We start from the raw sequence: 23,902 nt of genomic DNA on the forward strand, positions 1-23,902 counted from the left end.
GAGGGGGTCGACCGGTTAGCGTCCCCGAGGAGCCGTCCGCCGTGGGCGGCTCGCACTGACGAAAGGCGCCCGTGGCCACGCTGACCTATGGACCGCAGAATCTCGAGATCGAGTTCGAGGAGCGGGTCCTCGCCCACCTCAAGGTCGCCGTGCTGTCGAAGCTGCGGCGCAACGAGGCCTTCTCCCTCTCCTGGACCGAGGACGCCTCGTCCGGCCACGGCCGCAGCTCGGTCTGGCTGCACCCCTCGGTGCCGCTGCACTTCCGCTTCGCCGAGACGCACCAGCCCAAGCTCAACCGCGCGTGGATCGAGCAGATGCTGAGCGTCGCGAGCATGCACGGCGAGCTGTCCGTCCTCCCGGAGCCCGAGGAGTCGCGCCAGGGCTCCTGATCCGCCCACCTGTCCCCCCGGACCGGATCCGTCAACCCCACCCCCCATCACAGGGTCACGACGTAGCGTCGGAGGACAGTGACCGGGCGGTTCTCCGTCGGTCGCGACCACGGACGGAGACGACGATGACCGACACCGCGCGAGCATTCGCAGCACCCACCCTGACCGGGACGGGGGGCTCGCAGCGCAAGGACGAGCCGATCGCCGTCCGCCACGCCCCGGATTCCGCCTCGACCGATTCGCAGCCCGTCCTGGGCTGCCGGATCGGTGTCAGTGGCCGCGTCTTCACGGTCGAGCTCGAGATGGCCGGCATCTTCCTGCGCCAGGTGCGCCGTACCCTCCGCGACGGCGACAGCAGCCTCGTCCTTCTGCGCCACGTCGACGGCATCGAGATGATCCCCTTCACCCGCGCGACGCCGTTCGAGGTCTCGGACATCGTCTGCCCCGAGGGAGTCGAGCCCGCGCAGGCGCGGATCGCCGAAGGGCTGCACGCGCGCTAGAGCCGCCCAGCGGCGCGAGGCCGGCCCGAGCTGCCGCGAGGTCGGCCCTCGTCGCCGGTCGGTCGGCCCGCGTCGGCGCCGGACAGGCCCGCGTCGGCGCCGCGATCAGGCGGGGAGCGACGCCTCGATCAGCTCCAGGATGCGCGGGTCGTCGGGCTCGACGGTCGGGCGGAAGCGGTGCACGGTGCCGTCGGCGGTGATCAGGAACTTCTCGAAGTTCCACTTCACCTTGCCGGCCTTGCCCGCCTCGTCCTCGGTCTTGGTCAGCTCCGCGTAGAGCGGGTGCGCCGAGCGGCCGTTGACCTTGACCTTCTCGAACATCGGGAACGTGACGCCCCAGGTGGTCGAGCAGTACTCCTTGATCTTGTCGGAGTCGCTGAGCTCCTGCAGGAACTGGTTGCTCGGGAAGCCGAGCACCGTGAAGCCGCGGTCGCCGTACTGCTTCTGCAGCGCCTCGAGCTTCTCGTACTGCGGTGCGAGACCGCAGCGGGACGCGACGTTGACGATGAGCTTCACCGGCGCGTAGTCGGCGAGCGTCGACGCGGTGCCGTCGATCGTGGTGAGGGGGATGTCGGTGATCGTCTCGGGCACGGGGGCTCCTTGTCGAGGAAGTGGGGTGATCGTCAGGCTATCCAGTGCAGCCGTGCGCGGGCCGCGAGACGCGCTCCTGCGGACGCCGCGCAGTCCCCGCAGCCCGGCCGCTCCTCCACATCGCCGTCCTCGCCGCGATCCTCCCCCGTCGGCGCAACTCCCTCCCCCTCGGCGGGCGGGCGACGCCACCATGGAGTTATGACCCCCTCCTCGCAGCAGCTCGTGACGGTGGGTGGGCGGCGCCTGCGGCTGACCAACCTCGACAAGGTGGTCTATCCGGAGGCGGGGTTCACCAAGGCCGACGTCCTCTCCTACTACGCCTCGGTCGCCTCCGCGATGCTGCCGCACCTCGCCCGCCGGCCGGTGACCCGCAAGCGCTGGGTCGACGGGGTCGGCACGGCGGAGGAGCCGGGCGAGGTCTTCTTCGAGAAGAACCTGCCCTCCTCCGCGCCCTACTGGCTGAGCCGGACGAAGCTCGCGCACTCCTCGCGCGACGTCGAGTACCCGCTCGTCGACGACGTCGCCGGGCTGACCTGGCTGGCCCAGCAGGCCGCGCTCGAGCTGCACGTCCCGCAGTGGCGGGTCGGCTCGGACGGCGAGCGCCGGCCGCCGGACCGGCTCGTGCTCGATCTCGACCCGGGCGAGGGCGCCGGGCTCGCCGAGTGCGCCGAGGTGGCGTTCCTCGCCCGCGACCTGCTCGAGGGGATGGGGCTCGAGCCGTTCCCGGTGACCAGCGGCAGCAAGGGCATCCACCTCTACTGCCCGCTGGACGCCTCCGCCTCGAGCGACCAGATCTCCTCGGTCGCGCACGAGCTGGCAAAGGTGCTGGAGTCCGACCACCGCGATCTGGTCGTCTCCGACATGAAGAAGACCCTGCGCGAGGGCAAGGTGCTCGTCGACTGGAGCCAGAACAGCGCGGCGAAGACGACGATCGCGCCGTACTCGCTGCGGGGCCGGCTGCTGCCGCGGGTCGCCGCGCCGCGCACGTGGGAGGAGATCGGCGCGGCGGATCTGCGGCACCTCGCGCCGGACGAGGTGGTCGAGCGGCTGCGGAGCGACGGCGACCTGCTGCGCCCGGTGCTCGCCGCCCGCGGGGCCGGGCTCGAGCCGTCGCCGGAGCGGATGGCCGGTTTCGCGGCCACTGACGCCTCCGCCGACCGGCTGGCCGCCTACCGGAGCATGCGCGACGCGTCGAAGACGCCGGAGCCGGTGCCCTCGCCGGGAGCGGGGATCTCGACCTCGGGCGACACGTTCGTCGTGCAGGAGCACCACGCGCGGCGGCTGCACTACGACTTCCGGCTCGAGCACGACGGAGTCCTGGTCAGCTGGGCGGTGCCGAAGGGGCCGCCGCTCGACGGCGACCCGAACCGGCTCGCGGTGCAGACGGAGGACCACCCGCTCGAGTACGCGGCCTTCGAGGGCACGATCCCGGCGGGCGAGTACGGCGGCGGCGAGGTGCGGATCTGGGACGAGGGCACCTACGCGCTGGAGAAGTGGCGCGAGGGCGAGGAGGTGATCGCGGTGCTCACCGGCCGGCCGGACGGCGGGCTCGGCGGTGAGCCGCGGCGGTACGCGCTGCTGCACACCGGGGCGAAGGGCGGCAAGGGGGACGAGAAGAACTGGCTGCTGCACCTGATGGCGCCGGGGGCCGCGGCGCACGGAGGGCAGTCACACGGAGGGAAGCCGCGCGGGCGCGGGGTCGGGGTGCGGAAGGGCGGGGGGTCGTCGGGGGCGGCGGGGTCCGGCGCGTCGGGATCGTCCGCTGCGACGCCGACCGATTCCGGAGCGTCGAGGTCCTCCGCTGCCGCGCCGACCGCGGAGGCCGCCGCCTTCCGGCCGATGCTCGCCACCGCCGGGCGTGCGGCGGACATCCCCGGCGACTCCGCGATCGAGATGAAGTGGGACGGCTACCGCGCCCTGGTGCGGGTGGCGGGCGGAGCGGTGACCCTCACCAGCCGGAACGGCAACGACCTGACGGGCGCGTTCCCCGACCTGCTCGGTCCTATCGCCGAGGCGGCGGCGGTCGACTGTGTGCTGGACGGCGAGATCGTCGCGCTGGACGACCGCGGCCGGCCCGACTTCGGCCGACTGCAGACCCGCGGCGGCCTGACCAAGCCGCGCGAGATCGAAGCGGCGGCGCGCGCGACTCCGGTGCACCTGATGCTGTTCGACCTGCTGGCGATCGACGGCACGGAGGCGATCGGCCGCCCTTACGACGAGCGCCGCGCGGCTCTGGAGCAGCTGGCGACCGAGAACGAGCGCGTGCACGTCCCCTCGGTCTTCGACGGCGACCTGGAGGAGGCGATGTCGACGAGCCTCGCGCTCGGCTTGGAGGGCGTGGTCGCCAAGCGCCGGGACGCGGCATACCGGCCGGGCGTCCGCTCCGGCGACTGGGTGAAGCTCACCCATCACCGCGTGCAGGAGGTGGTGATCGTCGGCTGGCGCGAGGGCGAGGGCGGACTCGTCGGCTCGGTCGGCTCGCTGCTGACGGCACTCCCCGGCGACGACGGCCTGGTCTACTCCGGCCGGGTGGGCAGCGGCTTCAGCGACCGCGAGCGCCGCGGCCTCGTCGACCGCCTCGCCGAGCACGCGACCGACGAGCCCGCGGTGGCCGTCCCACCCGCCGAGTCCCGCGGCGTGCACTGGGTCGAGCCCGTCCTCGTCGGCGAGGTCCGCTACCGCGAGCGCACCTCCGGCGGCACCCTCCGCCAGCCCGTCTGGCGAGGCTGGCGCGCCGACAAGTCCGCCGCGGAGGTGCGCCTGGAGTGAGCACGGCGGGGCTGCCGAGCCGCCCGGGAAGGCGCGGATCGCGGCCGGATCAGAGCCTTCCAGGGCGACTCGACGCCCGAGCGAACCCGGCTCGGGGGCGGCGTCGCTCAGTCGAGGCGGACGCCGCGGAGGAGGACGAGGGTGGAGCCGACGGCGACGCCGGTGCCGATGAGGACGCCGCCGGCACCGGCCGCGGCGGCGATGGTGCCGAGAAGGGTCGGGAGGGCGATCAGGCCCATGCGGTTGCCGGCCAGGCGGAGGGAGAGGGCGCGGCCGTGGCGGTCGGCGGGGGTGCGCTCGATCAGCCAGGACATGGTGATCGGCTGGCCGATGCCGAGGCCGAGGCCGAGCAAGGCGACGGCGACGAAGAGCAAGGCCGTGGGCGCGGGCAGGGCGGTGAGGACCAGGCAGACGGCCGAGACGACGATGCCGGCGACCATCACGCGGGTGCGGCCGAAGCGGGAGGTCGTCGCGCCGAGCAGGAGGCGGGAGGCCATCGAGGCGAGCGCGCGGACGGTCAGCAGGGCGCCGACCACGCCTGCGGGGAGGCCGCGCTCGGCGCCGAGGGCCGGGAGGTAGACGACCGTCAGGTCGACGGCGGCGACGACGGTCGCGCTGGTGAGCAGGGCGCGGGCGAGGCCGGGGATCCGCAGCAGGCCGAGTGTCGAGCCGTCGGATGGGGTCTCGGCGGTGGTACGGGGTGCGGGGCGGGCTATCGCGGTGGTGACGGCGAGGAGGAGGACGGCGAGCGCGCCTCCGACCAGGAACAGCGGCGCGGGGTCGGGGCGGACGGCGCTGCCTGCGAAGACGGGGATGAACGCGGGGCCGATCGCCTGGCCGAGGGAGGCGGCGAAGGTGTAGTAGCCGAAGCGGCTGTCGAGGCGGGTGCCGGCCGCTCCCCCGGCGACCACCGCCTGCTGGCCGACGACGCAGCCGAGGTGGCCGGCGCCGAGCAGGGCGGTGCCGCAGAGCAGGCCGACGAGGCCGCCGCCCGCGAGGAGCAGCAGGCCGGCGGCGGCGATCGTCAGCAGTGAGCCGCAGGCCATCACGAAGCGCGCGCCGACCCGGTCGACGAGGCCGCCGACGGGCAGCGCGATCAGCAGCGGCACCACCGCGAACGAGGCGCCGAGCGCTCCGAGCGCCCAGGCCGGCACGTCGAGCTGGATCGCCTGGTACACCGCGGCCGGCCGCAGCAGGAACGCGACGGCCTGGATGAGCACCGCGTGCGTGAGCAGCGCGCCGGTCGAGAGCGCCTGGCGGTCCGGCACGGCGCCCCCTCCCCTCGACGGGCGGTCGCCCGCCGTCCATCCTGGCGCACCGTCGAACAGGAGCCCGCGCGCACGATCGCCGCCGCCGAGGCGGTCGGCCAGGAGCCCTCGGCGGTGAGTCGCCCGAGAAGGCTCATTCCCGGGCCGGAGGACGGACCTTCTGGGGCGACTCGGCGGGTACGGGGCTCCCGCGGGCAGAGCGCGGCGGCGGTCCGGCGCTAACGGCTCCTTCGGCGGCGGAGAGGGAGCCGTTCGTGACGGATCGGGCGACCCGGAGTGACGGGTGGAGCGAGAGCGCGGATGCGGGCGGTCAGCGGTCGAGCGGCTCCGGGAGCGGCAGCGCGTGCTCCGGCAAGACGCCCAGGTGGTGGCGGCCGCGGAGGCGGAACCAGGCGAGGCCGACGGTGACGACGAGTCCGACGACGATCAGGGCGATCCAGCGGAGGGGGCCGTCGCCGTAGACCTCGGTGCGGGGCCAGGCCAGGTTGACGGCCATCGCGGCGCCCCAGAGCACAGCGACGATGTTGACCGGCAGGCCGAGCCGGCCGAGCGAGAAGGCGCCGGCGGGCGCGTCGGCGGTGGGCCAGCGGCCGCGGAGGCGGCGCAGCAGCAGGGGCACGGTGACCAGGAGGTAGGCGAGGTAGATCAGGATGACGGCGACGCTCGTCACGGCGGTGAAGATCTCGGGGGTGCCGATGTTGACGACGAGGATCAGCACGGCGAGGACGCCGATTAGGACGGCCGGGGCGACCGGCGTGCGGCGGCGCGGGTCGACGCGGGCGAGCAGGGCGCTGCCGGGCAGGGCGTTGTCGCGGGCCATCGCGAAGACCAGGCGGATGCCGGCCGTGTGCACGGCGAGTGCGCAGACGGTGATCGCGACGACGATGCAGCCGAGGAAGACCGAGCCGAGCGGGCCGCCGAGCACCTGCAGGACCACGAGCTGGAGTCCGCCGGACGGGGAGCCGAGCGCAGGGTCGGCCAGGCCGGGGGCGGCGAGGAGGCCGAAGAGGATGATCAGGCCGCCGAGCACGAACGAGGCGGTGATCGCGCGGAGGATCGCAGCGGGGGCGGTGCGCCGCGGATCGACGGTCTCCTCGCCGAGCGAGCCGGCGGTGTCGAAGCCGTACATCACGTAGGCGGAGGCGATCGCGGCGATGAGGAACGCGCCGAGGTAGCCGCCGGGCAGACCGTCGCCGCGGCCGGCCGTCTCGAGGACGATGCTCGGCGGGTTCACCGCGTTGGCGGCCAGGACGACGACGAGGAGGACCGCGGCGACCAGTTCGATCAGCACGCCGACGCTGTTGATCCGCGCCATCAGCCGCACGCCGAGGGCGTTGACGCCGGTCGTGAACGCCACGAGGATCGCGCCCCAGAGCACCGCGCTGACGCCGGCGCTCGTGCCGGTGCCGTCGCCGACGAGCTGGAAGCCGCGCCAGATCTGCGGGAGCGTGCTCTGGTACGCGAGCACGACGGCGGCGAGCGAGACGACGGAGGCGAGGGCCATGATCCAGCCCGCGAGCCAGCTCACCGTCGGGCCGGCCAGGCGCTTGCTCCAGTTGTAGACGGAGCCGGCGACCGGGTAGCGCGCGGCCAGCTCGGCGAAGCAGAGCGCCACCGCCAGCTGCCCGGCGAAGACCATCGGCCAGGACCACCAGTAGGCGGGGCCGCCGTTCGCGTATCCGAAGGAGAAGAGCTGGAAGGTGCCGGTCAGGATCGAGATGTAGCTGACTCCCGCGGCGAAGCTGCCGAAGCGGCCGATGCCGCGGGTGAGGGTCTGCCGGTAGCCGGACTCGGCCATCCCGTCGTCGGACATCGGCGCCTCCATGCACGGGGTCGGGCGCGTGCCCGGCCAGGATGGCAGGCGCCGGCGGGAGGCGGGGTGCGGAAGCACGGAAGGGGGGTGGGGGCGGGTGGCGATGGGGCTGGGAGGAGAGGTCGGGCGCCTCTGCGCCTGGGCGGCGGGGTCTCGAGACGCCGCTGGCGCGGCTGCTCGACCAGCAGGGAGGGGACGACTCCAGCGCGTCTGCTCCTCGCGTGGGTCAGCGCGGGGTCGGTGGGCCGAAGACGAGGATCAGCTCGGCGGGGGCGTCCGACTCGTTGGCGACTCCGTGGTGGCTGCCGGCCGGGGCGTAGAGGGCGTCGCCCGCGCGCAGCACGGCGCTCTCGCCGTCGACGGTCATCACGACCTCGCCGAGCACGACCACGTAGAGCTCGTCGGAGCTCTCGGGCGAGCAGCTGCCGGCGTCGCCCGCGAGGTGCACGTGCTCGCCCTCGGAGGTGCCCGGCTCGAGGTGGAAGCGCATCACCGAGCTCGGCAGTGCGGTCGTGGCGCGGAAGTAGTACTCCAGATCGAGCACGCCCGAGCCGCCGTAGAGCGGGCGGCGGCGCGCATCCTCGCCGGATCTCTGGATCTGCACGGGTCCCCCTCCTCGGTCGCGGCGGCGGACCGCGCACGTGCTTCCAGGATGGCGGGCGCGGGCGCCGCAGCGCGACCTCTCACTCCCCCTGCCGCCCCGTGAGCAGAACGTTACGGACCGGCAACGGCCGCGAAATCGGCCGGAGTCTGCGCCGGTGATGCACTGAGGCCACTCGCTCCACTTCACCCCCTCCCCCCGGAATGGATCACGATGCCCGACCTCTTCTCCCCGTACACGCTCAAGGGCGTGACCCTCCGCAACCGCATCGCGATGTCGCCGATGACGATGTACCGCTCGACCGACGGCAAGCTGGACGACTTCCACCTGATGTATCTCGGTGCCCGTGCGGCCGGCGGGTTCGGCCTCGTCTTCCCCGAGCAGATCGCGATCACGCCCGACGGACGCACCACAGTGCACTGCGCCGGCCTCTACGACGACGACCAGATCGAGGGCCACAAGCGCGTGGTCGACATGATCACGTCGATGGGCGGCGTCGCCGCGATCCAGCTCGGCCACACCGGCCGCAAGGGCAGCCTCGTCACCCCGTGGGAGGGCGGCTCCATGCTCCCGCCCGAGCACGAGGCCGGCTGGCAGACCCGCGCGCCCTCCGCGATCGCCTACGGCGGCGACATGCCCTACGTGCCGCGCGCGCTGACCGTCGACGAGATCGCGCAGCTGATGCAGGACTACGCCGACACCGCCGCGCGCGCCGTCGAGGCCGGCTACGAGTGGGTCGAGATGCACTTCGCGCACGGCTACCTCGGCAGCGAGTTCTTCTCGCCGCTCGCCAACCAGCGCACGGACGCCTACGGCGGCAGCCTCGAGAACCGCACCCGGTTCCACCTCGAGGCCCTCGACGCGGTGCGCGCGGTGCTCCCCGAGCGCATCCCCCTGACGATGCGGCTCGGCGTCGACGACCTGCACCCGGGCGGCGCGACCGTCGACGAGTCGATCACGGCGATCGGCTGGATGAAGGAGCACGGACTCGACCTGGCCGACGTGAGCATCGGCTTCAACACCGACGCCATGCAGGGCGACATCCCGATCGGCAAGCTGGGCGGCATGGTCGGCACGGCCACCCGGATCCGCGAGGAGGTGGGCATCCCGGTCGCCGCCAGCTGGAACCTCGGGCAGCCCGAGATCGCCAACCGGGTGATCGAGGAGGACCTGCTCGATCTGGTCTACCTCGGCCGCCCCGCGCTGGCCAACGCGCACTGGCCGGTCTACGCGGCCCGCGCCCTCGGCTACGAGGACCCGTTCAGCCTCGTCCCCGAGGACTGGGCGTGGTGGCTCCGCAACCTGCGGGGCGCCTCCGAGGCGATCGGCTGGCCGGCCGCCGCCCCCACGCGGCTCGGCGCGCCCGCCGTGACCGCGGCGGCGCCCGTCGTGCGGCAGTCGCACGAGGTCGTCGAGCTCGAGCCGGCGGCGGAGGAGGAGCGCGAGGTCGCGTGACGGCGCGCGGGAGGGGGACGCTCCTCCTCCCGCGCCCTCAGCCCAGAAGGGGCGCCGCGACCGGCGGGGTCACTCCGAAGGCCGACACGTCCTCGGTCGTCGCGCCGTCGAGGGCGAGCTCGGCGAGCACGCGGCCGATGGTCGGCGTGAACTTGAAGGCGTGCCCGGCGCCCAGCCCGACCAGGATGTCGGGGTGCTCGTCGAGCGGCCCGAGCACGAAGCGGCGGTCGGGCGTGAGCGCGTACTGGCAGGTGACGGTGCGCAGCACCTCGCCGGCGGCGGGAATCACGGCGCCGACGAAGCCCGTCAGCTCGTCCAGCAGCTCGGGCGAGGGGACGAAGGTGCGCTCGCGCGGGGCCATCAGGTTGTCGGAGACGTCGCGCGCCGCCTTGATCGTCGGCTCGCCGTAGGTCGGGAAGCCGTAGAAGCAGTGCTCGTCCTCCCAGATCCAGACCGGGAAGCGCTCGCGATCGAAAGTGCTCGGCTCGGCCGGCGCGAAGTAGCTGACCTGCTCCTGCATCGTCACGAGCGGGATCTCGGCGCCGAGCGGTGCGAGCAGCTCGTTCGTCCAGGCGTCCGCGGCGAGGACGACCTTGCCCGCGAGCACGTCGCCGCCCGCGGTGCGCAGGACGACGCCGTCCTCGCCCGGGAGCAGCGCCTCGACCGGCGTGCGGTCGCGGATCACGGCGCCGTGCTGCCGAGCGCGAAGCTGCAGCACGGCGACCGTGCGGGCGGCGTGCACGATGCCGGAGTCGGCCGTGTAGACCGTCTGCGTGCCCTCGGGCAGCGAGAACTGCGGCCAGCGCGCGGTGACCTCGGCCGGCGTCAGCAGCTCGAACGGCACTCCGCTCTCCGTGAGGCTCGAGCGGAACGCCTCGGCGGAGTAAGGGCTGCCGGCCGGGAAGAAGACCAGCCCGCCGGTGATGGTGACGAGCGTCTCACCCGACTCCGCCTCGAGATCGGCCCAGTCGAGGTATGCGGACTGCGCGAGCCGCACGTACTCGGGGGCACCGTAGGAGGTGCGCAGGATGCGCGAGGTGTCGTGCGAGGCGCCGCGGACGTGGCCGAGCTCGAACTGCTCGAACGCGACGACGCGGGCTCCGCGGCGGGCCAGGTGGTAGGCGGCGGCGCTGCCGAGAGCGCCCATCCCGACGACGGCGACGTCGAACTTCTCGGGGGCTCGGGGCTCAGTCATGGCGGCTCCTCGGAGGGGTGCGGATGGCGCGGACGCGGGTCCACCCTAGGAACGGCGCCCCACGCGCCCCTCGCGAAGGACCGCGGAACGCAATAGTCTGCGCCACGGATTGCAGTTTCTGCGGAGGGGGCGACGGGTGGGGTCTCGCGTGACGACGGGGCTGCGGGTCGTGCGGCTGCTCGGGGAGCGGCCGGATCCGACGGCGCCGCTCGGCGTCGGCGCTCTCGCCGCCGAGCTCGGCGCGCCGCTCAGCTCGGTGTCGCGGCTGTGCGCGGAGCTGGAGCGGACCGGGCTGATCGAGCGCGGCGCGGACTACGGCAGCTACCGCCTGGGCGCGGTCGCCGTGCGGCTCTCGGGGCGGGCTGCGGCGCCGGTCGCGCGGTCGCTCCGGTTCGCGCTGACGCTCGCGGCGCAGCAGACCGGCGAGACGGTCGTGCTGGCGGCCGGAGCGCCCGGGGCGATGCGCGTGATCGGGAGCGTGCTCTCGTCGTGGACCCTGCACTCCCCCGCCGCGGTCGGCGAGCGGATCGACGACGCGGGCGGCGCGATCGCCCTGGCCGCGGATCCGCTCCGCCTCGGCGAGGACGCCGTCGTGGAGACGGCCGAGGGGCTGCGCGTCGAGATCGCGACGCCGCTGCTGACGCCCGCCGGCGAGTGCGCGGCGGTGCTGGCGGTGCGGCTGCCGGCGGTGCGGCTGCGCGAGAACGGGCCGCGGATCCGGCGGGCGCTGGCGGTCGCACGACGGAGCATCGAGGCGGGGCTCGACGGGTCGCGGGAGGCGGGCGCGGGGCGCGACACGGCGGACGGCGACGAACCGCCGGTCTCAACCGTCTCGACCGCCGGCGGCTCCGCGCTGCACGCGGCCCTGCCGCTCCTGCAGCACCTGGCCGACGGGCCGGACACCGCCGCCGGCGCCGCGCGGGCGACCGGGCTGCGCCGCGACCGCACCGGTCGGCTGCTCGATGCGTGCGTCGCGGCGGGCGTGGTCGAGCGCGGCGGCGACGGGGAGTTCCGCGTCGCCTGGGTCGTGCACGGCTGGTTCCGGGCGGCGGCCGCTCCGCTGATCGTGTCGCGCGGCGGCCCGCTGGTCGCCGAGGCCGCGCGGAGCCTGCGCGCCTGCGCGTTCGTCACCGTGCTCGCGGGGATGCGCAGCCTCACCCTGGTCGAGGAGCTCGCTGTGCTGGATCGTAGCCTGGCCGGCGACGGCCTGGCGATGATCCCCTGGCTCGGCCGCGCCCATCCGATCGTCGGCTCGGACGGCGGCCCCACCATGCTGATGGACCTCGAGCCCGACGAGCTGACCCAGCTGTTCCCGGCCCGGCACACCCCGCGCGACCTGACCCGGTTCCTCCGCCGGGTGCAGACCGTCCGCCGCGACGGCGTCCTCTCGATGCAGGCCTACGACGACGCGGGCATGGTCTCGATCTCGGCGCCGATCCGCGATGCGAGCGGCGCGGTCGTGGCGGCGGCGTGCCTGGTGGGCATGGCCGATGACGTCACGGCGCGCTCGCGCGAGCTCGAGCGCGCGGCGATCCGGCTGGCGGAGGCGGTGTCGGCGGTGCTGCGCTGACGATGTCCGCGCGCGCACGTGCACGACGAAGACTGGAAGCCGCGAGAACCGGCCTTCCTCAGCCGATCGGGCCTTCCAGGCTCAAGTGCGCACGCCCACTTCCATCACAGAGCGCAGAGACTCCGGCGAGGAGCATCGAAGGCCCGACACCGCAGGTCAGCGGCTCCGCTCGTGACGCGGGATCTGCGTCAGGTCGATGCCGAGGACGCTCCGGAGCTGCGCGGCGAACGCCCGCTCGAGGTCGGCGCAGACCGGGTCGCCCTCGGCCCAGATCCTCGCGGCCCGGCAGCTCGCCTCGATCTGCTCGGCGGTCGCCGACCGCCACCACTGCGGGTCGGCGGCTGCTGCGAGGAGGCTGCGGGCGTCCTCGACCTCGCGCCGGTAGCGGGTGAGCAGTCCGCGCGTCCTCTCCGGGTCCGGCTTGGCCGCCCACAGATCGTCGATGTGCGACTGCAGTTCGGCGTCCCCGACGCGGCAGGCGTGGAGGACCAGCTCGCGCGCGTTCTCGAGTGGCGGGGTGCGGGTGTCGTCGAGGCCGGTCACGGTCACGGCCGTTCGCCGGTGATGCGTCGGCCTTCGGGGGGTCGGGGGTCCAGCAGAGTCGTCATCGAGATCCTTCGGCGCGCAGTCGGGGGCGGGGAGCGGCGGGGCCCGGTGACGTGCGTCCGACCGGCCGCGAGGGAGTGGGGGCTCTCCTGCGGCGGGCGAGCAGTGCCCTCGTCGCCGCGGCCCGGGGGTCGGCGTCCGCGGGCGGGCGCCTTCTCGTGGGGCCGCGGGGGGATGCGACGACGGCCGACTCCGGATCCGCTCGTCGACGACGCTATCTGAATATCCCTTCAGACATCGAGGTGTTGACAGGGCGCCGGATCCGCGCGGGTGGACCGGTGGCGGGCTCCGATGCTCGGTCACACCCCGTTCCGTGTCCAGTCGCAGTGCGCCTCCCGCGCGAGTGGACCCGCGTCGGGCTCCGGCGCCCTCGCAGCCCCCGCTCCGCGTCCAGTCGACGCGGCAGCACGCCTCAGCGCCTCGTCGCCATCACCCGCAGGCGGCAGGCCAGCTCCAGGGCGAAGCGGGTGTCCGGGTCCTCGAGGTCCAGGGCCAGCGCCTGCTCGATGCGGCGCACGCGGTAGTTCACGGCGTTCGGATGCAGCAGCAGCACCTCGCCTGCGCGGGCGAGGGAGTTGCGGTTGCTGAGGTACGCGAGCAGCGTGCGCACCGAGATGGCGGAGCGCTCCGTGCCGAGGGCGTCGAGCGGAGCGAGCACGTCGTCGAGCAGGGCGCGGCTGAGCGGGGATGCGTAGAAGTCGAGCAGCACCCGGCGCAGGCCGGTCACATCGGTCACCTCCACAGCCCCGAGGCGCCCCGCCGCGACGGCCGAGCCGGCGGTGATCCGCGCCTCCGTCGCCGACTGCCGGAGCCCCGAGGCGCCGGACTGCGGCGTGCCGAGGCCGACCGTGAAGGTCCAGCCCTCCCCCGCAAGAGCCGCACCGTACGCGATCAGCCGCTCCGCCACGTCCCGCACGCGCCGCTGGTGGTCCGGCGCCCCCGACTCCTCCGACGCCACCACCACCAGGTCGTCGTGGAAGACCGCCAGGTGCCAGACCTCGTCGCGGCCGTCGGTCAGCTGGAAGGCGTTCAGCTCGATCGCCGCGACCAGGGCCGCGGGGAGGCGGCGCTCGGCGTCGTCGCGGTGGCGCGGGGTGATCCAGGCGGCGGCGTGCGCGGAGGCGACCGGCAGCCCGGCCCGCGCGGCGTCCACCGCGAGGGCGTCGATGCGCGAGGACTCGGCGAGCAGCAGCTCGACCACGAGGTCGGCCCGGGAGCGCGCCGGGCCGAAGCGCACCTGCGACTCGCGCTGCAGCGCCCGGGACAGCAGCGCGGCGATCACCGGCAGCGCGATCACCGCCGCGGTCTCCGGCTGCTCCGCGACCAGCCGCCCGACTGCGACCTCGCCGATGCAGACCGCGTCGGGGTCGCTCCAGGTGACGGCCGGATCCTCGACCATCCGCAGCTCGATCCCGAGCGCCGCCGTCGCCGCGTCGAGCACGGCCGAGCGCGCATCGAGCGGGTCGCCGTCGCAGGCGGCCCGGGCGGCGGCGATCGCGAGCTCCGCCCGGCCGAGCGCCTCGGCCGCCCCGCCGCGCAGCAGCCGGTCGATCGAGACGGCCAGCTCGGAGGGCGGCGCGCTCGCGGTCAGCACCGGCAGCGCCCCGCGGTCGGCCAGCGAGCGCGAGGTCTCGGCCAGCGCCAGCTCGCCCACGAAGAGCAGCGCGGCGACCTCGGCCGCGATCGCCCGCCGGATGACGATGTCGATCTGGTACGCCCGCGGCTGCTCCGCTCCGTGCAGCACGATCACCAGGTGCCCGGGCAGCGCCTGTCCCACGTCCTCGAGCGCCAGCATCTCCACTCCGCTGAGCGCGACTCCCGCCGGGTCGCCCGCGCGGCAGACCATGCCGAACTGCTCGCCGTGCTCGAGGACGTGGAGGAGCGACGTCTGTGCCATGAGCACAATCATGGCCGTTTTCTCATGGTGACGGCACATTCCACCCGCTTGCACCCCTGGCTAGCCTCGGAGCATGAGCTTCACGCCCCCGGCCGGACCGACTCCCGTCCGCCTGATCACCCGCGACGACGTCGCTCCCCTGGCCGCCGGCTGCGCGGTCTTCGGCACCGGCGGAGGCGGCTCGGTGCACGGCGCTCAGCTCTCGGTCGAGAACGCGATCGAGGCCAACGGCCCGGTGCGCGTCGTCGGCGTCGCGGACCTCGGCCCGGACGACGCGGTCATCATCATGTCCGGGATGGGCGCCCCCTCGGTCGGTATCGAGATGCTCGGCTCGAGCAGCCAGGCGCACACGCTGCTCCGCGAGGTCGAGCGCCTGATCGGCCGCCCGGTCACGACCGTGATGGCGGCCGAGATCGGCGGCAGCAACGGCGTCGCTCCGGTCGGCTGGGCCGCGGAGCTCGGGCTCGCGGTGCTCGACGCGGACGGCATGGGCCGCGCGTTCCCGAAGGCCACGATGATCTCGATGAACGTCGCCGGCCTGCCGAGCGAGTTCGCGGTGATGAGCGACGTGGTCGGCAACGTCACGGTCCTGCGCACCGTCGACATCGCCTGGCTCGAGCGCCACGCCCGCGCCTTCACCGTCGCCGCCGGCGGCATCGCCCTCGGCGCGCACTACCTCCTCACCCACGAGACCGCCCCGGGCGCCGTGATCGAGGGCACCGTCAGCCGCGCGATCCAGGTCGGCCGCCGCCTGCTCGCCTCCGCCGACCCGGTGGCCGACATCGCCGAGGAGCTCGGCGCGGCCGTGCTGATCGGCGGCAAGGTGATCGACATCGACCGCAGCACCGAGGGCGGCTTCACCCGCGGCTCCGTCACGATCGACGGCGTCGGCGCCGACCGCAGCCGGATGGTGCGGGTCGAGATCCAGAACGAGAACCTCGTGGTGATCGAGGACGGCGGCGTGGTCGTCAGCGTCCCCGACCTCGTCTCGATCCTCGACTCCGAGACCGGCGAGGCGATCTCGACCGAGATGCTCCGCTTCGGCCAGCGCGTCAGCGTGCTCGCCTGGGCCTGCGATCCGCTCTGGCGGACCCCGCGCGGGATCGAGCTGGCGGGACCCGCCGCCTTCGACTTCGACTTCGACTACGTGCCGTTCGACGGCGCCATGGCGGAGGTGGCCCGATGAGCGCACAGCCCCGCGACCTGTCCGTCGGCATCGACGTCGGCGGCACCAACACCGACGCCGTCGTGCTCGACGCCGACGGCGCCGTGACCGCCTGGACCAAGCAGGCCACCACCGAGGACGTCACCGGCGGCATCCGCGCCGCGCTCTCCGCGGTGCTCGGCGAGCTGGGCGCCGACCGCGACCGCGTCTCCCGCGTCATGCTCGGCACCACCCACGCCACCAACGCGATCGTCCGCCGCCGCGACCTCGGCCGCGTCGCCGTGATCCGCCTCGGCGCCCCCGCCTCGACCGAGTTCCCCTCGCTCTCCGGCTGGCCCGCCGACCTCCGCGGCACCGTGCTCGCCGGCAGCCTGCTCGCCGGCGGCGGCCACCTGATCGACGGCTACCCGATCTCGCCGCTCGACGTCGACGGCATCCGCCGCTTCCTCGACTCGCTCGAGGGCCGCTTCGACGCCGTCGCCGTCTGCGGGATCTTCAGCCCCTCCTTCCCGGAGCAGGAGCTCGAGGTCGCCGCGCTGGTCGCCGACCACGTCGGCGTCGACCTGCCCGTCTCGCTCAGCCACGAGATCGGCGCACTCGGCCTCCTCGAGCGCGAGAACGCGACCGTGCTCAACGCCGCGCTGCACGGCATCGCCCGCGACGTCACCCAGGGCCTGCTCACCGTGGTCGACGAGGAGCGCCTCGACGCCGCCACCTTCTTCGCCCAGAACGACGGCACGCTGATGGCCGTCGAGTACGCGGCCCGCTACCCGGTGCTCACCATCGGCTCGGGTCCCGCCAACTCGATCCGCGGAGCCGCGTTCCTCTCCGGCGCCGACGACGCGATCATCATCGACATCGGCGGCACCACCAGCGACCTCGGCGTGCTCGTCGACCGCTTCCCCCGCGAGTCGACCCTGCCGCGCGAGATCGGCGGCGTCCGTACCAACTTCCGGATGCCCGACATCCTCAGCGTCGGGATCGGCGGCGGCACCGTCGTCGACCTCGCGACCGGCGTGCCGACCACCGACTCGGTCGGCTACCGCATCGCCCGCGAGGGCCTGCTCTTCGGCGGAGCGACCGCCACGCTCACCGACGCGGCCGCGATGCAGCTGCCCGGGATGATCCCCGGCCGGAGCCTCCCCGCGCTCGACCGCGCCACCCGCTCCGGCCTCGGCAACGCCCTCGCCGTCGCGCAGGACCGGATCGAGTCGGCCGTGGAGCGGATGTCGCTCGGCCGCGTCGGACTGCCGCTCGTGGTCGTCGGCGGCGGCGGCTTCCTGGTGCCCGACCACGTGCACGGCGCGAGCGAGGTGCTCCGCCCCGACCGCGGCAACGTGGCCAACGCCGTCGGCGCCGCGATCGCCCTGGCCGGCGGCCGCGCCGACCAGCTGTGCGACCACGTCGGCCGCGCCGCCGCGATCGAGGCGGCCGGGCGGATCGCGATCGAGCGCGCGATCCAGGCCGGCGCCGATCCGCGCCTCGTCGAGATCGTCGACGTGCTCGAGACGCCGCTGTCGTACTCGGCCAGCGCGTCGCTCAAAGTCTCCGTGAAGGCCGCGGGCCCGCTGGCCCTGATCGGGAGTCCTGCACCACTCGCCCTGCATTCCCCGAAGGACGCATCATGACCCGTTCTCCCCGCACCACAGCGCTCCGAGTCCCGGCCGTCGCCGCGGGCTCGCTGGTGGCGCTGCTCGCCCTGAGCGCCTGCTCGGCCCCGGCCGGCGGCTCCGCGGCCGGCGCCGACCCCGTCTCGGGCGGCACCTTCTCCCTCGCGATCAACGACGACCCGGGCAGCCTCAACCCGTTCACCGGCGTCTCGCTCGTGCAGCGCGCGATGGTGACGTTCGGCTACGACTCGCTCGCCTACACGACCCCCGAGGGCGAGGTCGTGCCCTTCCTCGCCGAGAGCTGGGAGTCGACGCCCACCTCGATCGCGTACACGCTGAAGGACGGCATCACCTGCGCCGACGGCACCCCCTTCACCGCCGAGACGGCCGCGGCGAACTTCGCCTACCAGGCGAACGCCGACAACGGCACGTTCTGGTTCGGCTCGAACGTCACCGCCGACATGACGGCGACCGCGGAGGGGAACGTCGTCACCGTCACCTCGACGGCCAACAACCCGTTCCTCCTGCAGGGCACCGGCAGCATCGAGATGGTCTGCCAGGCCGGCCTCGACGACCCGTCGACCCTGACCGACACCACCAACGGCACCGCGCTCTACGCACTGACCGCGTCGAACCCCGGCTCCGACTACACCTACACGAAGCGCGACGGCTACACCTGGGGCCCGGACGACGTCACCAGCGACACCGAGGGCCTGCCCGACGAGATCGAGGCGCGGGTGATCACCGACGAGGCGACCGCCGCGAACCTGCTGATCTCGGGCGAGCTGAACGCCGCCTCCGTGATCGGCGCCGACCGCCAGCGCCTCGACGCCGCCGGCCTCGACACCGAGGGTGTGCTGAACCCGATCGGCGAGATGCTCTTCAATGAGCGCGCCGACCGCCCCACCGCCGACGTCCGCGTCCGCCAGGCGCTGACCCTCTCGCTCGACCGCGACGCCGTCGGCGAGCTGGTCACCGACGGCAACGCCGTCGACTCCGTCTCGCTGGTCAACCAGATCCCGCTCACCTGCGTCGCGGGCGGCCCGGAGTGGACGCTGCCCGACACCGACGTGGACGCCGCGGGCGAGCTGCTCGACGAGGCCGGCTACCCGCTCGGCTCCGACGGACTGCGCGCGAAGGACGGCGAGCCGCTGACCATCCGCTTCCTCTACGACGCCGGAACCCCCTCGCACGGCGCCGCCGCCGAGGAGGTCCAGCAGGAGTGGAACGAGCTCGGCATCACGACCGACCTGGTCGCCGAGGACTCCGCGGGCTGGTCGACCGACCTCTACCAGAGCTACGACTGGGACACCGGCTTCATCCAGCTCGCCCCCTCGAGCCCCGTGGTGCTGAGCCTGTTCTTCCTCGGTGAGACGAGCGAGAACGGCGGCTACAACTTCATGGGCGTCTCGAACCCCGAGTACAACGCGCTCGCCACGCAGGCGCTCAGCGCCGGCAGCGCCGACGAGGCCTGCGGCATCTGGAAGCAGGCCGAGTCCGAGCTGATCGAGCGGGTCGACGTCTTCCCGCTCGCCGAGACGGAGTCGCCGATGTACGTCAAGGGCGCGACCCTCGAGCGTCCCGGCACCGTCGCTCCCACCACGATCCGGATGCAGGGCTGACCATGACGATCCCCTCGGTGCGACCCACGGCCCCGCTGTCACCGGCCTCCCCGCCGAGCGCGCCCGCGGCCGGTCCGCGCCGGGGGGATCGTCTGCTCGGCGCGGTCGGCTCCCCGCGCCTCGCCTTCCTGCTCAAGCGGTTCGCCCGCGCGGCGGTCTCGCTGGTGATCGTGCTGATCGCCTCCTTCTTCATGGTCCACTTCGTGCCGGGCGACCCGGTGCGCGCGGCTCTGGGCCCGACGGCACCGGCCGAGACCGTCGCGGTGCTGCGCAGCACCCTCGGCCTCGACCTGCCGATCGGCCAGCAGTTCGCGAACTACCTCGGCGGGCTGCTCCGCGGCGACCTCGGCACCTCGATCAGCACGCAGCGCCCGGTGGGCACGACGCTGGCCGAGCGGCTGCCCGCGACGCTGATGCTCTCGGTCGTGTCGTTCGCGGTCGCCGCGCTCGGAGCGTTCCCGATCGGCGTCGCCACGGCCGTCTCGGCCCGCGCCGGCAAGCACCGCACGCTCGACCTCGGCGTCTCGGGCCTGCTCGGCATCGTGATCGCGATCCCGAACTTCCTGCTCGCGGTCGTGCTGATCTGGCTGTTCAGCATCGTGGTGCCGCTCGCGCCGTCCGCGGGCTGGGGCGGCCCGGAGTACGCGGTGCTGCCGGTGCTCGCCCTCGCCATCGGCCCGCTCGCCTACCTCTCTCGCATCGTGCACGTCGAGATGGTGCGGGTGCTGGAGGCGCCCTACCTCACCACCGCGCGCAGCAAGCGGCTGCCGGGGCACCTGCTCTACCTCCGCCACGCGCTGCCCAACATCGTCACGGCGACGCTCACCGCGGGCGGCGTCGTGCTCACCGGCCTCGTCGCCGGCACGGTGCTGATCGAGACGGTCTTCGTCATCCCCGGCATCGGCTCGACGATCGTCTCGTCGATCACCACCAAGGACTACCCGCTGATCCAGGGCATCGTGCTGATGTACGCCGTCCTGGTCCTCGCTGCCAACCTCGTCATCGACCTGCTGCTCGCCGCGCTCGACCCGCGGTCGGCCATCGCGGAGGCCTGAGCCATGAGCACTGCATCCCGTTCCCCCCGCCCGCCGCTCGCCCACCGGCTCCCGGAGTCGCTGCGCAGCCCGCAGGGCGTCGCGGCCGCCGTCGGCCTCGTCCTGGTCGTCCTCGCGACGGTCCTCGGCCCGATCCTCTTCGGCGACCTCGCCACCGAGCGCTCGATCGCCGACCGCCAGCAGGGCGTCAGCCTCGCGCACCCCTTCGGCACCGACGACCTCGGCCGCGACCTCTTCGCCCGCGTCGTCGTCGCGACCCGGGTCTCGGTGCTGCTCACCCTCGGCGCGACCGGCATCTCCGTCCTCGGCGGCGTGCTGCTCGGCGTCGTCGCGGTGCTGCTGCCGCGCCTGCTGCAGCGGCTGATCGCGGGGCTCATCGACATCCTGCTGTCCTTCCCCTGGCTGCTGCTCGCACTGTTCTTCTCGGTGATCTGGGGCACGACCGCGGTCGGCGCGATGCTCGCCGTCGGCTTCGCCGGCATCCCGGTCTTCGCGCGGCTCACCAGCACGCTCGCCGCGTCGGTCTCCTCGAGCGACTACGTGCGCGCCGCCGGGATGCTCGGCAGCCGCCCGCTCCGCACGACCGCCCGGCACGTGGTGCCGAACATCCTGCCGCCGCTGCTGGTCAACTCGGCCGCGCACGCCTCCGTCACGCTGCTCTCCTTCGCCGCGCTGTCCTTCCTCGGCCTCGGCGTCCAGGCGCCCGAGTACGACTGGGGACGGCTGCTCAACGAGGGCGCGAAGCGGATCTACGTCGACCCGATGGCCGCGATCGGCCCCGGCATCGCCGTGGTGCTGGTCGGCGTCGTCTTCGCGCTGCTCGGCGAGGTCTTCAGCGAGTCGTCCTCGCGCCGCCGCCCGGTGAAGGCCGTGAAGCGCCGGCGCTCGGACGAGGTCGTCGCACCCGTGACGGACGCGATGCCCGTCGTCGAGATGTCCGGGCTGCGCGTGGCGTTCCCCGGCCGCGACGGCGCGATGACCGAGCGCGTGCACGGCGTCGACCTGACGATCCTGCCCGGCGAGACGGTCGGCATCGTCGGCGAGAGCGGCTCGGGCAAGTCGGTCACGGCGAGCGCCGTCGCCGGGCTGCTCGGCCCCGACGCGCTGGTCACGAGTGAGCAGCTCGTCTTCCGCGGCATCGACATGACCGCGGTGCCCAACGCCGCCGAGCGCCGCCGCCTCGGTCTCGAGCAGGCGATGATCTTCCAGGACCCGCTGACCTCGCTCAACCCGGCGCTCACCATCGGCCGCCAGCTGCGCGAGGCGAGCGAGGTGCACGCCCGCACCCCGCGCGCCGAGTCGCTGCGCCGTGCGATCGACAAGCTCGACCTGGTGCGCATCCCGGACGCCGAGAAGCGGGTCGGCCAGCTGCCGCACGAGTTCTCCGGCGGCATGCGCCAGCGGGCGATGATCGCGATGGGCCTGATGGGCACGCCGCGGCTGCTGATCGCCGACGAGCCGACCACCGCGCTCGACGTCACCGTGCAGCGGCAGGTGATGCAGGCGCTGCGCGAGGCGCAGGACGCGACCGGAGCGGCGATCCTCTTCATCTCGCACGACATCGCGCTGGTCAGCGGCTTCTGCGACCGGATCGTCGTGATGCGCGACGGCCGCGTGGTCGAGGAGATCGCCGCCGCCCGCCTCGACGAGGCGCGGCACCCCTACACGCGCGGGCTGATCGCCTGCGTGCCGGACATGGCGACCGACCGGAGCGCGCCGCTCCCGGTGATCGCGGCGATCGACGAGGAGCCGCAGGCCGCGGCGACCGGTCGGCCCGCCCACGACCAGGAGGCACTGACCGCATGAGCGAGCTGCGCTACGAGGCGGTGACCGTGCGCTTCGGCCACGGCCGCTCGGCGACCACGGCCGTCGACGCCGTGGACCTCACGGTCCGGCCCGGCACCACGCACGGGCTGGTCGGCGAGTCCGGCTCCGGCAAGTCCACGGTGGCCCGCGTCGCCGTCGGCCTCACCCCGCTGCACTCCGGCCGGATCCTGCTCGACGGCGTCGACATCACCAGCCGCGAGCCGTCCGCCAGGGCCGCCCGCCGCCGGGTGCAGATGGTGTTCCAGGACCCGCTGTCCGCGCTCGACCCGCGGATGAGCGTCGGCGCCTCGATCGCGGAGGGTCTGCTCGCGACCGGCCGGCGGCACTCCGCCGCCGCGCGCGACGACCGCGTCCGCGAGCTGCTCGACCTGGTGCACATCGACCCGGCGCGCGCGGACGACCGGCCGACCGCCTTCTCCGGCGGGCAGCGCCAGCGGATCACGATCGCCCGGGCGCTGGCCGCAGAGCCGCAGGTGCTGATCGCCGATGAGATCACCTCGGCGCTCGACGTCTCGGTGCAGGGCGTGGTGCTCAACCTCCTCCGCGAGCTGCAGCAGAGACTCGACCTCACGATGCTCTTCATCTCGCACAATCTCGCCGTCGTCCGCTACGTCAGCGACGAGGTCTCGGTGATGCGCGGCGGGCGCCTCGTCGAGCACGGCAGCACCGACGCCGTGCTGTCGGATCCCGCCGACCCGTACACGAGGCAGCTGCTCCGGGCCGTGCCCGTGATGGGCCGGCCTCTCGACCTGGAGGACGCATGACCGAGCTCCTGATCCGCTCCGCTCTCTTCGCGGGGCAGGACACCCCCGCCGACCTGCTGGTGCGCGACGGCGTGATCGCCGCGATCGCTCCGGCCGGAGCGCTGCCGAGCAGCGCCGAGGTCCTCGACGCCGACGGCCGCTTCCTCGCGCCCGGCTTCTGGGACGCGCACGTGCACTTCACCCAGTGGGTGGTCCGCCGCCAGCGGGTCGACCTCGCGCCCGCGGCGAGCGCCGCAGAGGCCGTCGCGATCATGCGCGCGGCGCTGCCGGTGCGCGAGGACGCCGTGCTGATCGGCTACGGCTTCCGCGACGGACTGTGGACGGACGCGCCGACCCGTGCGGCACTCGACGCGATCGCGCCCGACCGGCCGCTCGTCCTGATCAGCGGCGACCTGCACTGCGGCTGGCTGAACAGCGCGGCCGGGCGGCGCTTCGGCCTGACGATCCCCGAGGACGGCGTGCTGCGCGAGACGGAGTGGATCGGCACGCTCGACCTGATCGACGCGGCCGGCCTGCCGACGTCCGCCGCCTACCGCGAGACCGCCGAGGCCGCCGCCGCCCGCGGGGTCGTGGGCATCGTCGAGTTCGAGAACGCCGACAACTCCCGCGCCTGGCCCGCCCGCCTCGCGGAGGGCGTCACGTCCCTGCGCGTCGAGACCTCGGTCTGGCCCGACCGGCTCGACGACGCGATCGCCCGCGGACTGCGCACCGGCGACGCCCTCGATCCGGCCGGCCTCGCCCGGATGGGCCGCCTCAAGATCGTCGTCGACGGCTCGCTGAACACCCGCACCGCCTGGTGCTGGGACCCGTACCCCGGCCTCGCCGCCGACCACCCGCATCCGTGCGGCGTGCTGAGCGTCGCTCCGGAGGAGGTGGAGGGCCTGCTGATCCGCGCCCGCGACGCCGGGATCCTCCCGGCCGTGCACGCCATCGGCGACCGCGCGAACGCCGAGGTGCTCGACGTCTTCGAGCGGCTCGGCCTCGCCGGCACGATCGAGCACGCCCAGCTCGTCGCGGCGGAGGACTTCGCCCGCTTCGGCCGCCTCGGCCTCGTCGCGAGCGTGCAGCCGGAGCACGCGATGGACGACCGCGACGTCGCCGACCGCCACTGGGCCGGCCGCACCGACCGCTCCTTCGCCTTCGCCTCGCTGCACGCGGCCGGCGCGACGCTCGCCCTCGGCTCCGACGCCCCGGTCGCGCCGCTC

19 protein-coding genes are annotated in these 23,902 nt (G+C 74.0%); 12 read left to right on the forward strand and 7 right to left on the reverse strand.

The genetic code is table 11. The annotated features are described in order from the left end of the window. The first annotated feature begins 71 nt into the window (after positions 1 to 71). Together GTU73_RS18815 and GTU73_RS18820 are read left to right on the forward strand one after the other, a co-directional pair. Positions 72 to 389, forward strand: a complete 318-nt coding sequence (locus GTU73_RS18815) for a hypothetical protein (protein WP_244231703.1) — start codon at positions 72 to 74, stop codon at positions 387 to 389. 125 nt (positions 390 to 514) lie between these two features. Next, on the forward strand, positions 515 to 889 hold the full coding sequence (locus tag GTU73_RS18820) for a hypothetical protein (RefSeq protein ID WP_160091128.1): 375 nt from the start codon (positions 515 to 517) through the stop codon (positions 887 to 889). A 105-nt stretch (positions 890 to 994) separates the two neighbouring features. On the opposite strand, the gene GTU73_RS18825 is transcribed toward GTU73_RS18820, so the two are convergent. Next, positions 995 to 1,480, reverse strand: coding sequence for a glutathione peroxidase (locus GTU73_RS18825; protein ID WP_244231704.1), 486 nt, complete (start codon positions 1,478 to 1,480; stop codon positions 995 to 997). Positions 1,481 to 1,678: 198 nt separating this feature from the next. Here GTU73_RS18825 and GTU73_RS18830 point away from each other — a divergent pair, with 198 nt between their 5' ends. Continuing rightward, entirely contained in the window at positions 1,679 to 4,249 is a 2,571-nt protein-coding gene (locus GTU73_RS18830; RefSeq protein WP_160091130.1) for an ATP-dependent DNA ligase, read from the forward strand. A gap of 107 nt (positions 4,250 to 4,356) precedes the next feature. On the opposite strand, the gene GTU73_RS18835 is transcribed toward GTU73_RS18830, so the two are convergent. From GTU73_RS18835 to GTU73_RS18845, 3 genes are all read right to left on the reverse strand, one after another. Next, positions 4,357 to 5,517 carry an MFS transporter gene (locus GTU73_RS18835; RefSeq protein WP_160091131.1) on the reverse strand — a complete coding sequence of 387 codons (1,161 nt, stop codon included), beginning with the start codon at positions 5,515 to 5,517 and terminating at the stop codon, positions 4,357 to 4,359. Positions 5,518 to 5,827: 310 nt separating this feature from the next. Continuing rightward, positions 5,828 to 7,330 (reverse strand): amino acid permease, encoded by a 1,503-nt coding sequence (locus GTU73_RS18840; protein ID WP_244231705.1) that lies wholly within the window; start codon positions 7,328 to 7,330, stop codon positions 5,828 to 5,830. 226 nt (positions 7,331 to 7,556) lie between these two features. Beyond that, on the reverse strand, positions 7,557 to 7,934 hold the full coding sequence (locus GTU73_RS18845) for a cupin domain-containing protein (protein ID WP_127887753.1): 378 nt from the start codon (positions 7,932 to 7,934) through the stop codon (positions 7,557 to 7,559). A 210-nt stretch (positions 7,935 to 8,144) separates the two neighbouring features. Between GTU73_RS18845 and GTU73_RS18850 the strand changes: the two genes are divergently transcribed. Next, on the forward strand, positions 8,145 to 9,386 hold the full coding sequence (locus GTU73_RS18850) for an NADH:flavin oxidoreductase/NADH oxidase (RefSeq protein ID WP_160091133.1): 1,242 nt from the start codon (positions 8,145 to 8,147) through the stop codon (positions 9,384 to 9,386). A 37-nt stretch (positions 9,387 to 9,423) separates the two neighbouring features. Here the strand turns inward: GTU73_RS18850 and solA are convergent, their stop codons facing one another. Then, positions 9,424 to 10,581: an N-methyl-L-tryptophan oxidase gene (solA, locus tag GTU73_RS18855; RefSeq protein ID WP_160091134.1), complete on the reverse strand. Its 1,158-nt coding sequence runs from the start codon at positions 10,579 to 10,581 to the stop codon at positions 9,424 to 9,426. A gap of 148 nt (positions 10,582 to 10,729) precedes the next feature. Between solA and GTU73_RS18860 the strand changes: the two genes are divergently transcribed. Then, positions 10,730 to 12,151, forward strand: a complete 1,422-nt coding sequence (locus tag GTU73_RS18860) for a helix-turn-helix domain-containing protein (RefSeq protein ID WP_160091135.1) — start codon at positions 10,730 to 10,732, stop codon at positions 12,149 to 12,151. Between the two features lie 156 nt (positions 12,152 to 12,307). Here GTU73_RS18860 and GTU73_RS18865 read toward each other — a convergent pair whose 3' ends face one another. Then, positions 12,308 to 12,694, reverse strand: coding sequence for a hypothetical protein (locus tag GTU73_RS18865; protein ID WP_160091136.1), 387 nt, complete (start codon positions 12,692 to 12,694; stop codon positions 12,308 to 12,310). A 475-nt stretch (positions 12,695 to 13,169) separates the two neighbouring features. After that, complete coding sequence (locus tag GTU73_RS18870; RefSeq protein ID WP_208543706.1) at positions 13,170 to 14,654, reverse strand: PucR family transcriptional regulator; 1,485 nt, start codon at positions 14,652 to 14,654, stop codon at positions 13,170 to 13,172. A 73-nt stretch (positions 14,655 to 14,727) separates the two neighbouring features. Here GTU73_RS18870 and GTU73_RS18875 point away from each other — a divergent pair, with 73 nt between their 5' ends. The 7 genes from GTU73_RS18875 to GTU73_RS18905 all read left to right on the forward strand — a co-directional run. Beyond that, the gene (locus GTU73_RS18875) at positions 14,728 to 15,840 is read left to right on the forward strand and encodes a DUF917 domain-containing protein (protein WP_208543707.1); all 1,113 of its coding nucleotides are present in this window, start codon (positions 14,728 to 14,730) and stop codon (positions 15,838 to 15,840) included. Further along, positions 15,837 to 17,447, forward strand: coding sequence for a hydantoinase/oxoprolinase family protein (locus tag GTU73_RS18880; RefSeq protein WP_160091137.1), 1,611 nt, complete (start codon positions 15,837 to 15,839; stop codon positions 17,445 to 17,447). Before GTU73_RS18875 ends, GTU73_RS18880 begins: the two co-directional genes overlap by 4 nt. Next, positions 17,444 to 19,051, forward strand: a complete 1,608-nt coding sequence (locus GTU73_RS18885) for an ABC transporter substrate-binding protein (RefSeq protein ID WP_160091138.1) — start codon at positions 17,444 to 17,446, stop codon at positions 19,049 to 19,051. The genes GTU73_RS18880 and GTU73_RS18885 overlap by 4 nt, the downstream gene beginning before the upstream one ends. Before the next feature lie 2 nt (positions 19,052 to 19,053). Continuing rightward, positions 19,054 to 20,106: an ABC transporter permease gene (locus GTU73_RS18890; RefSeq protein ID WP_160091139.1), complete on the forward strand. Its 1,053-nt coding sequence runs from the start codon at positions 19,054 to 19,056 to the stop codon at positions 20,104 to 20,106. Positions 20,107 to 20,109: 3 nt separating this feature from the next. Then, positions 20,110 to 21,912, forward strand: a complete 1,803-nt coding sequence (locus GTU73_RS18895) for a dipeptide/oligopeptide/nickel ABC transporter permease/ATP-binding protein (RefSeq protein WP_160091140.1) — start codon at positions 20,110 to 20,112, stop codon at positions 21,910 to 21,912. Next, positions 21,909 to 22,697 (forward strand): ATP-binding cassette domain-containing protein, encoded by a 789-nt coding sequence (locus GTU73_RS18900; RefSeq protein ID WP_160091141.1) that lies wholly within the window; start codon positions 21,909 to 21,911, stop codon positions 22,695 to 22,697. The genes GTU73_RS18895 and GTU73_RS18900 overlap by 4 nt, the downstream gene beginning before the upstream one ends. After that, a partial coding sequence (locus GTU73_RS18905; protein ID WP_160091142.1) for an amidohydrolase family protein occupies positions 22,694 to 23,902 on the forward strand: 1,209 nt, incomplete at its 3' end. The genes GTU73_RS18900 and GTU73_RS18905, both read left to right, overlap by 4 nt.

Source organism: Rathayibacter sp. VKM Ac-2804 (assembly GCF_009866655.1).
Classification (GTDB): Bacteria; Actinomycetota; Actinomycetes; order Actinomycetales; family Microbacteriaceae; genus Rathayibacter.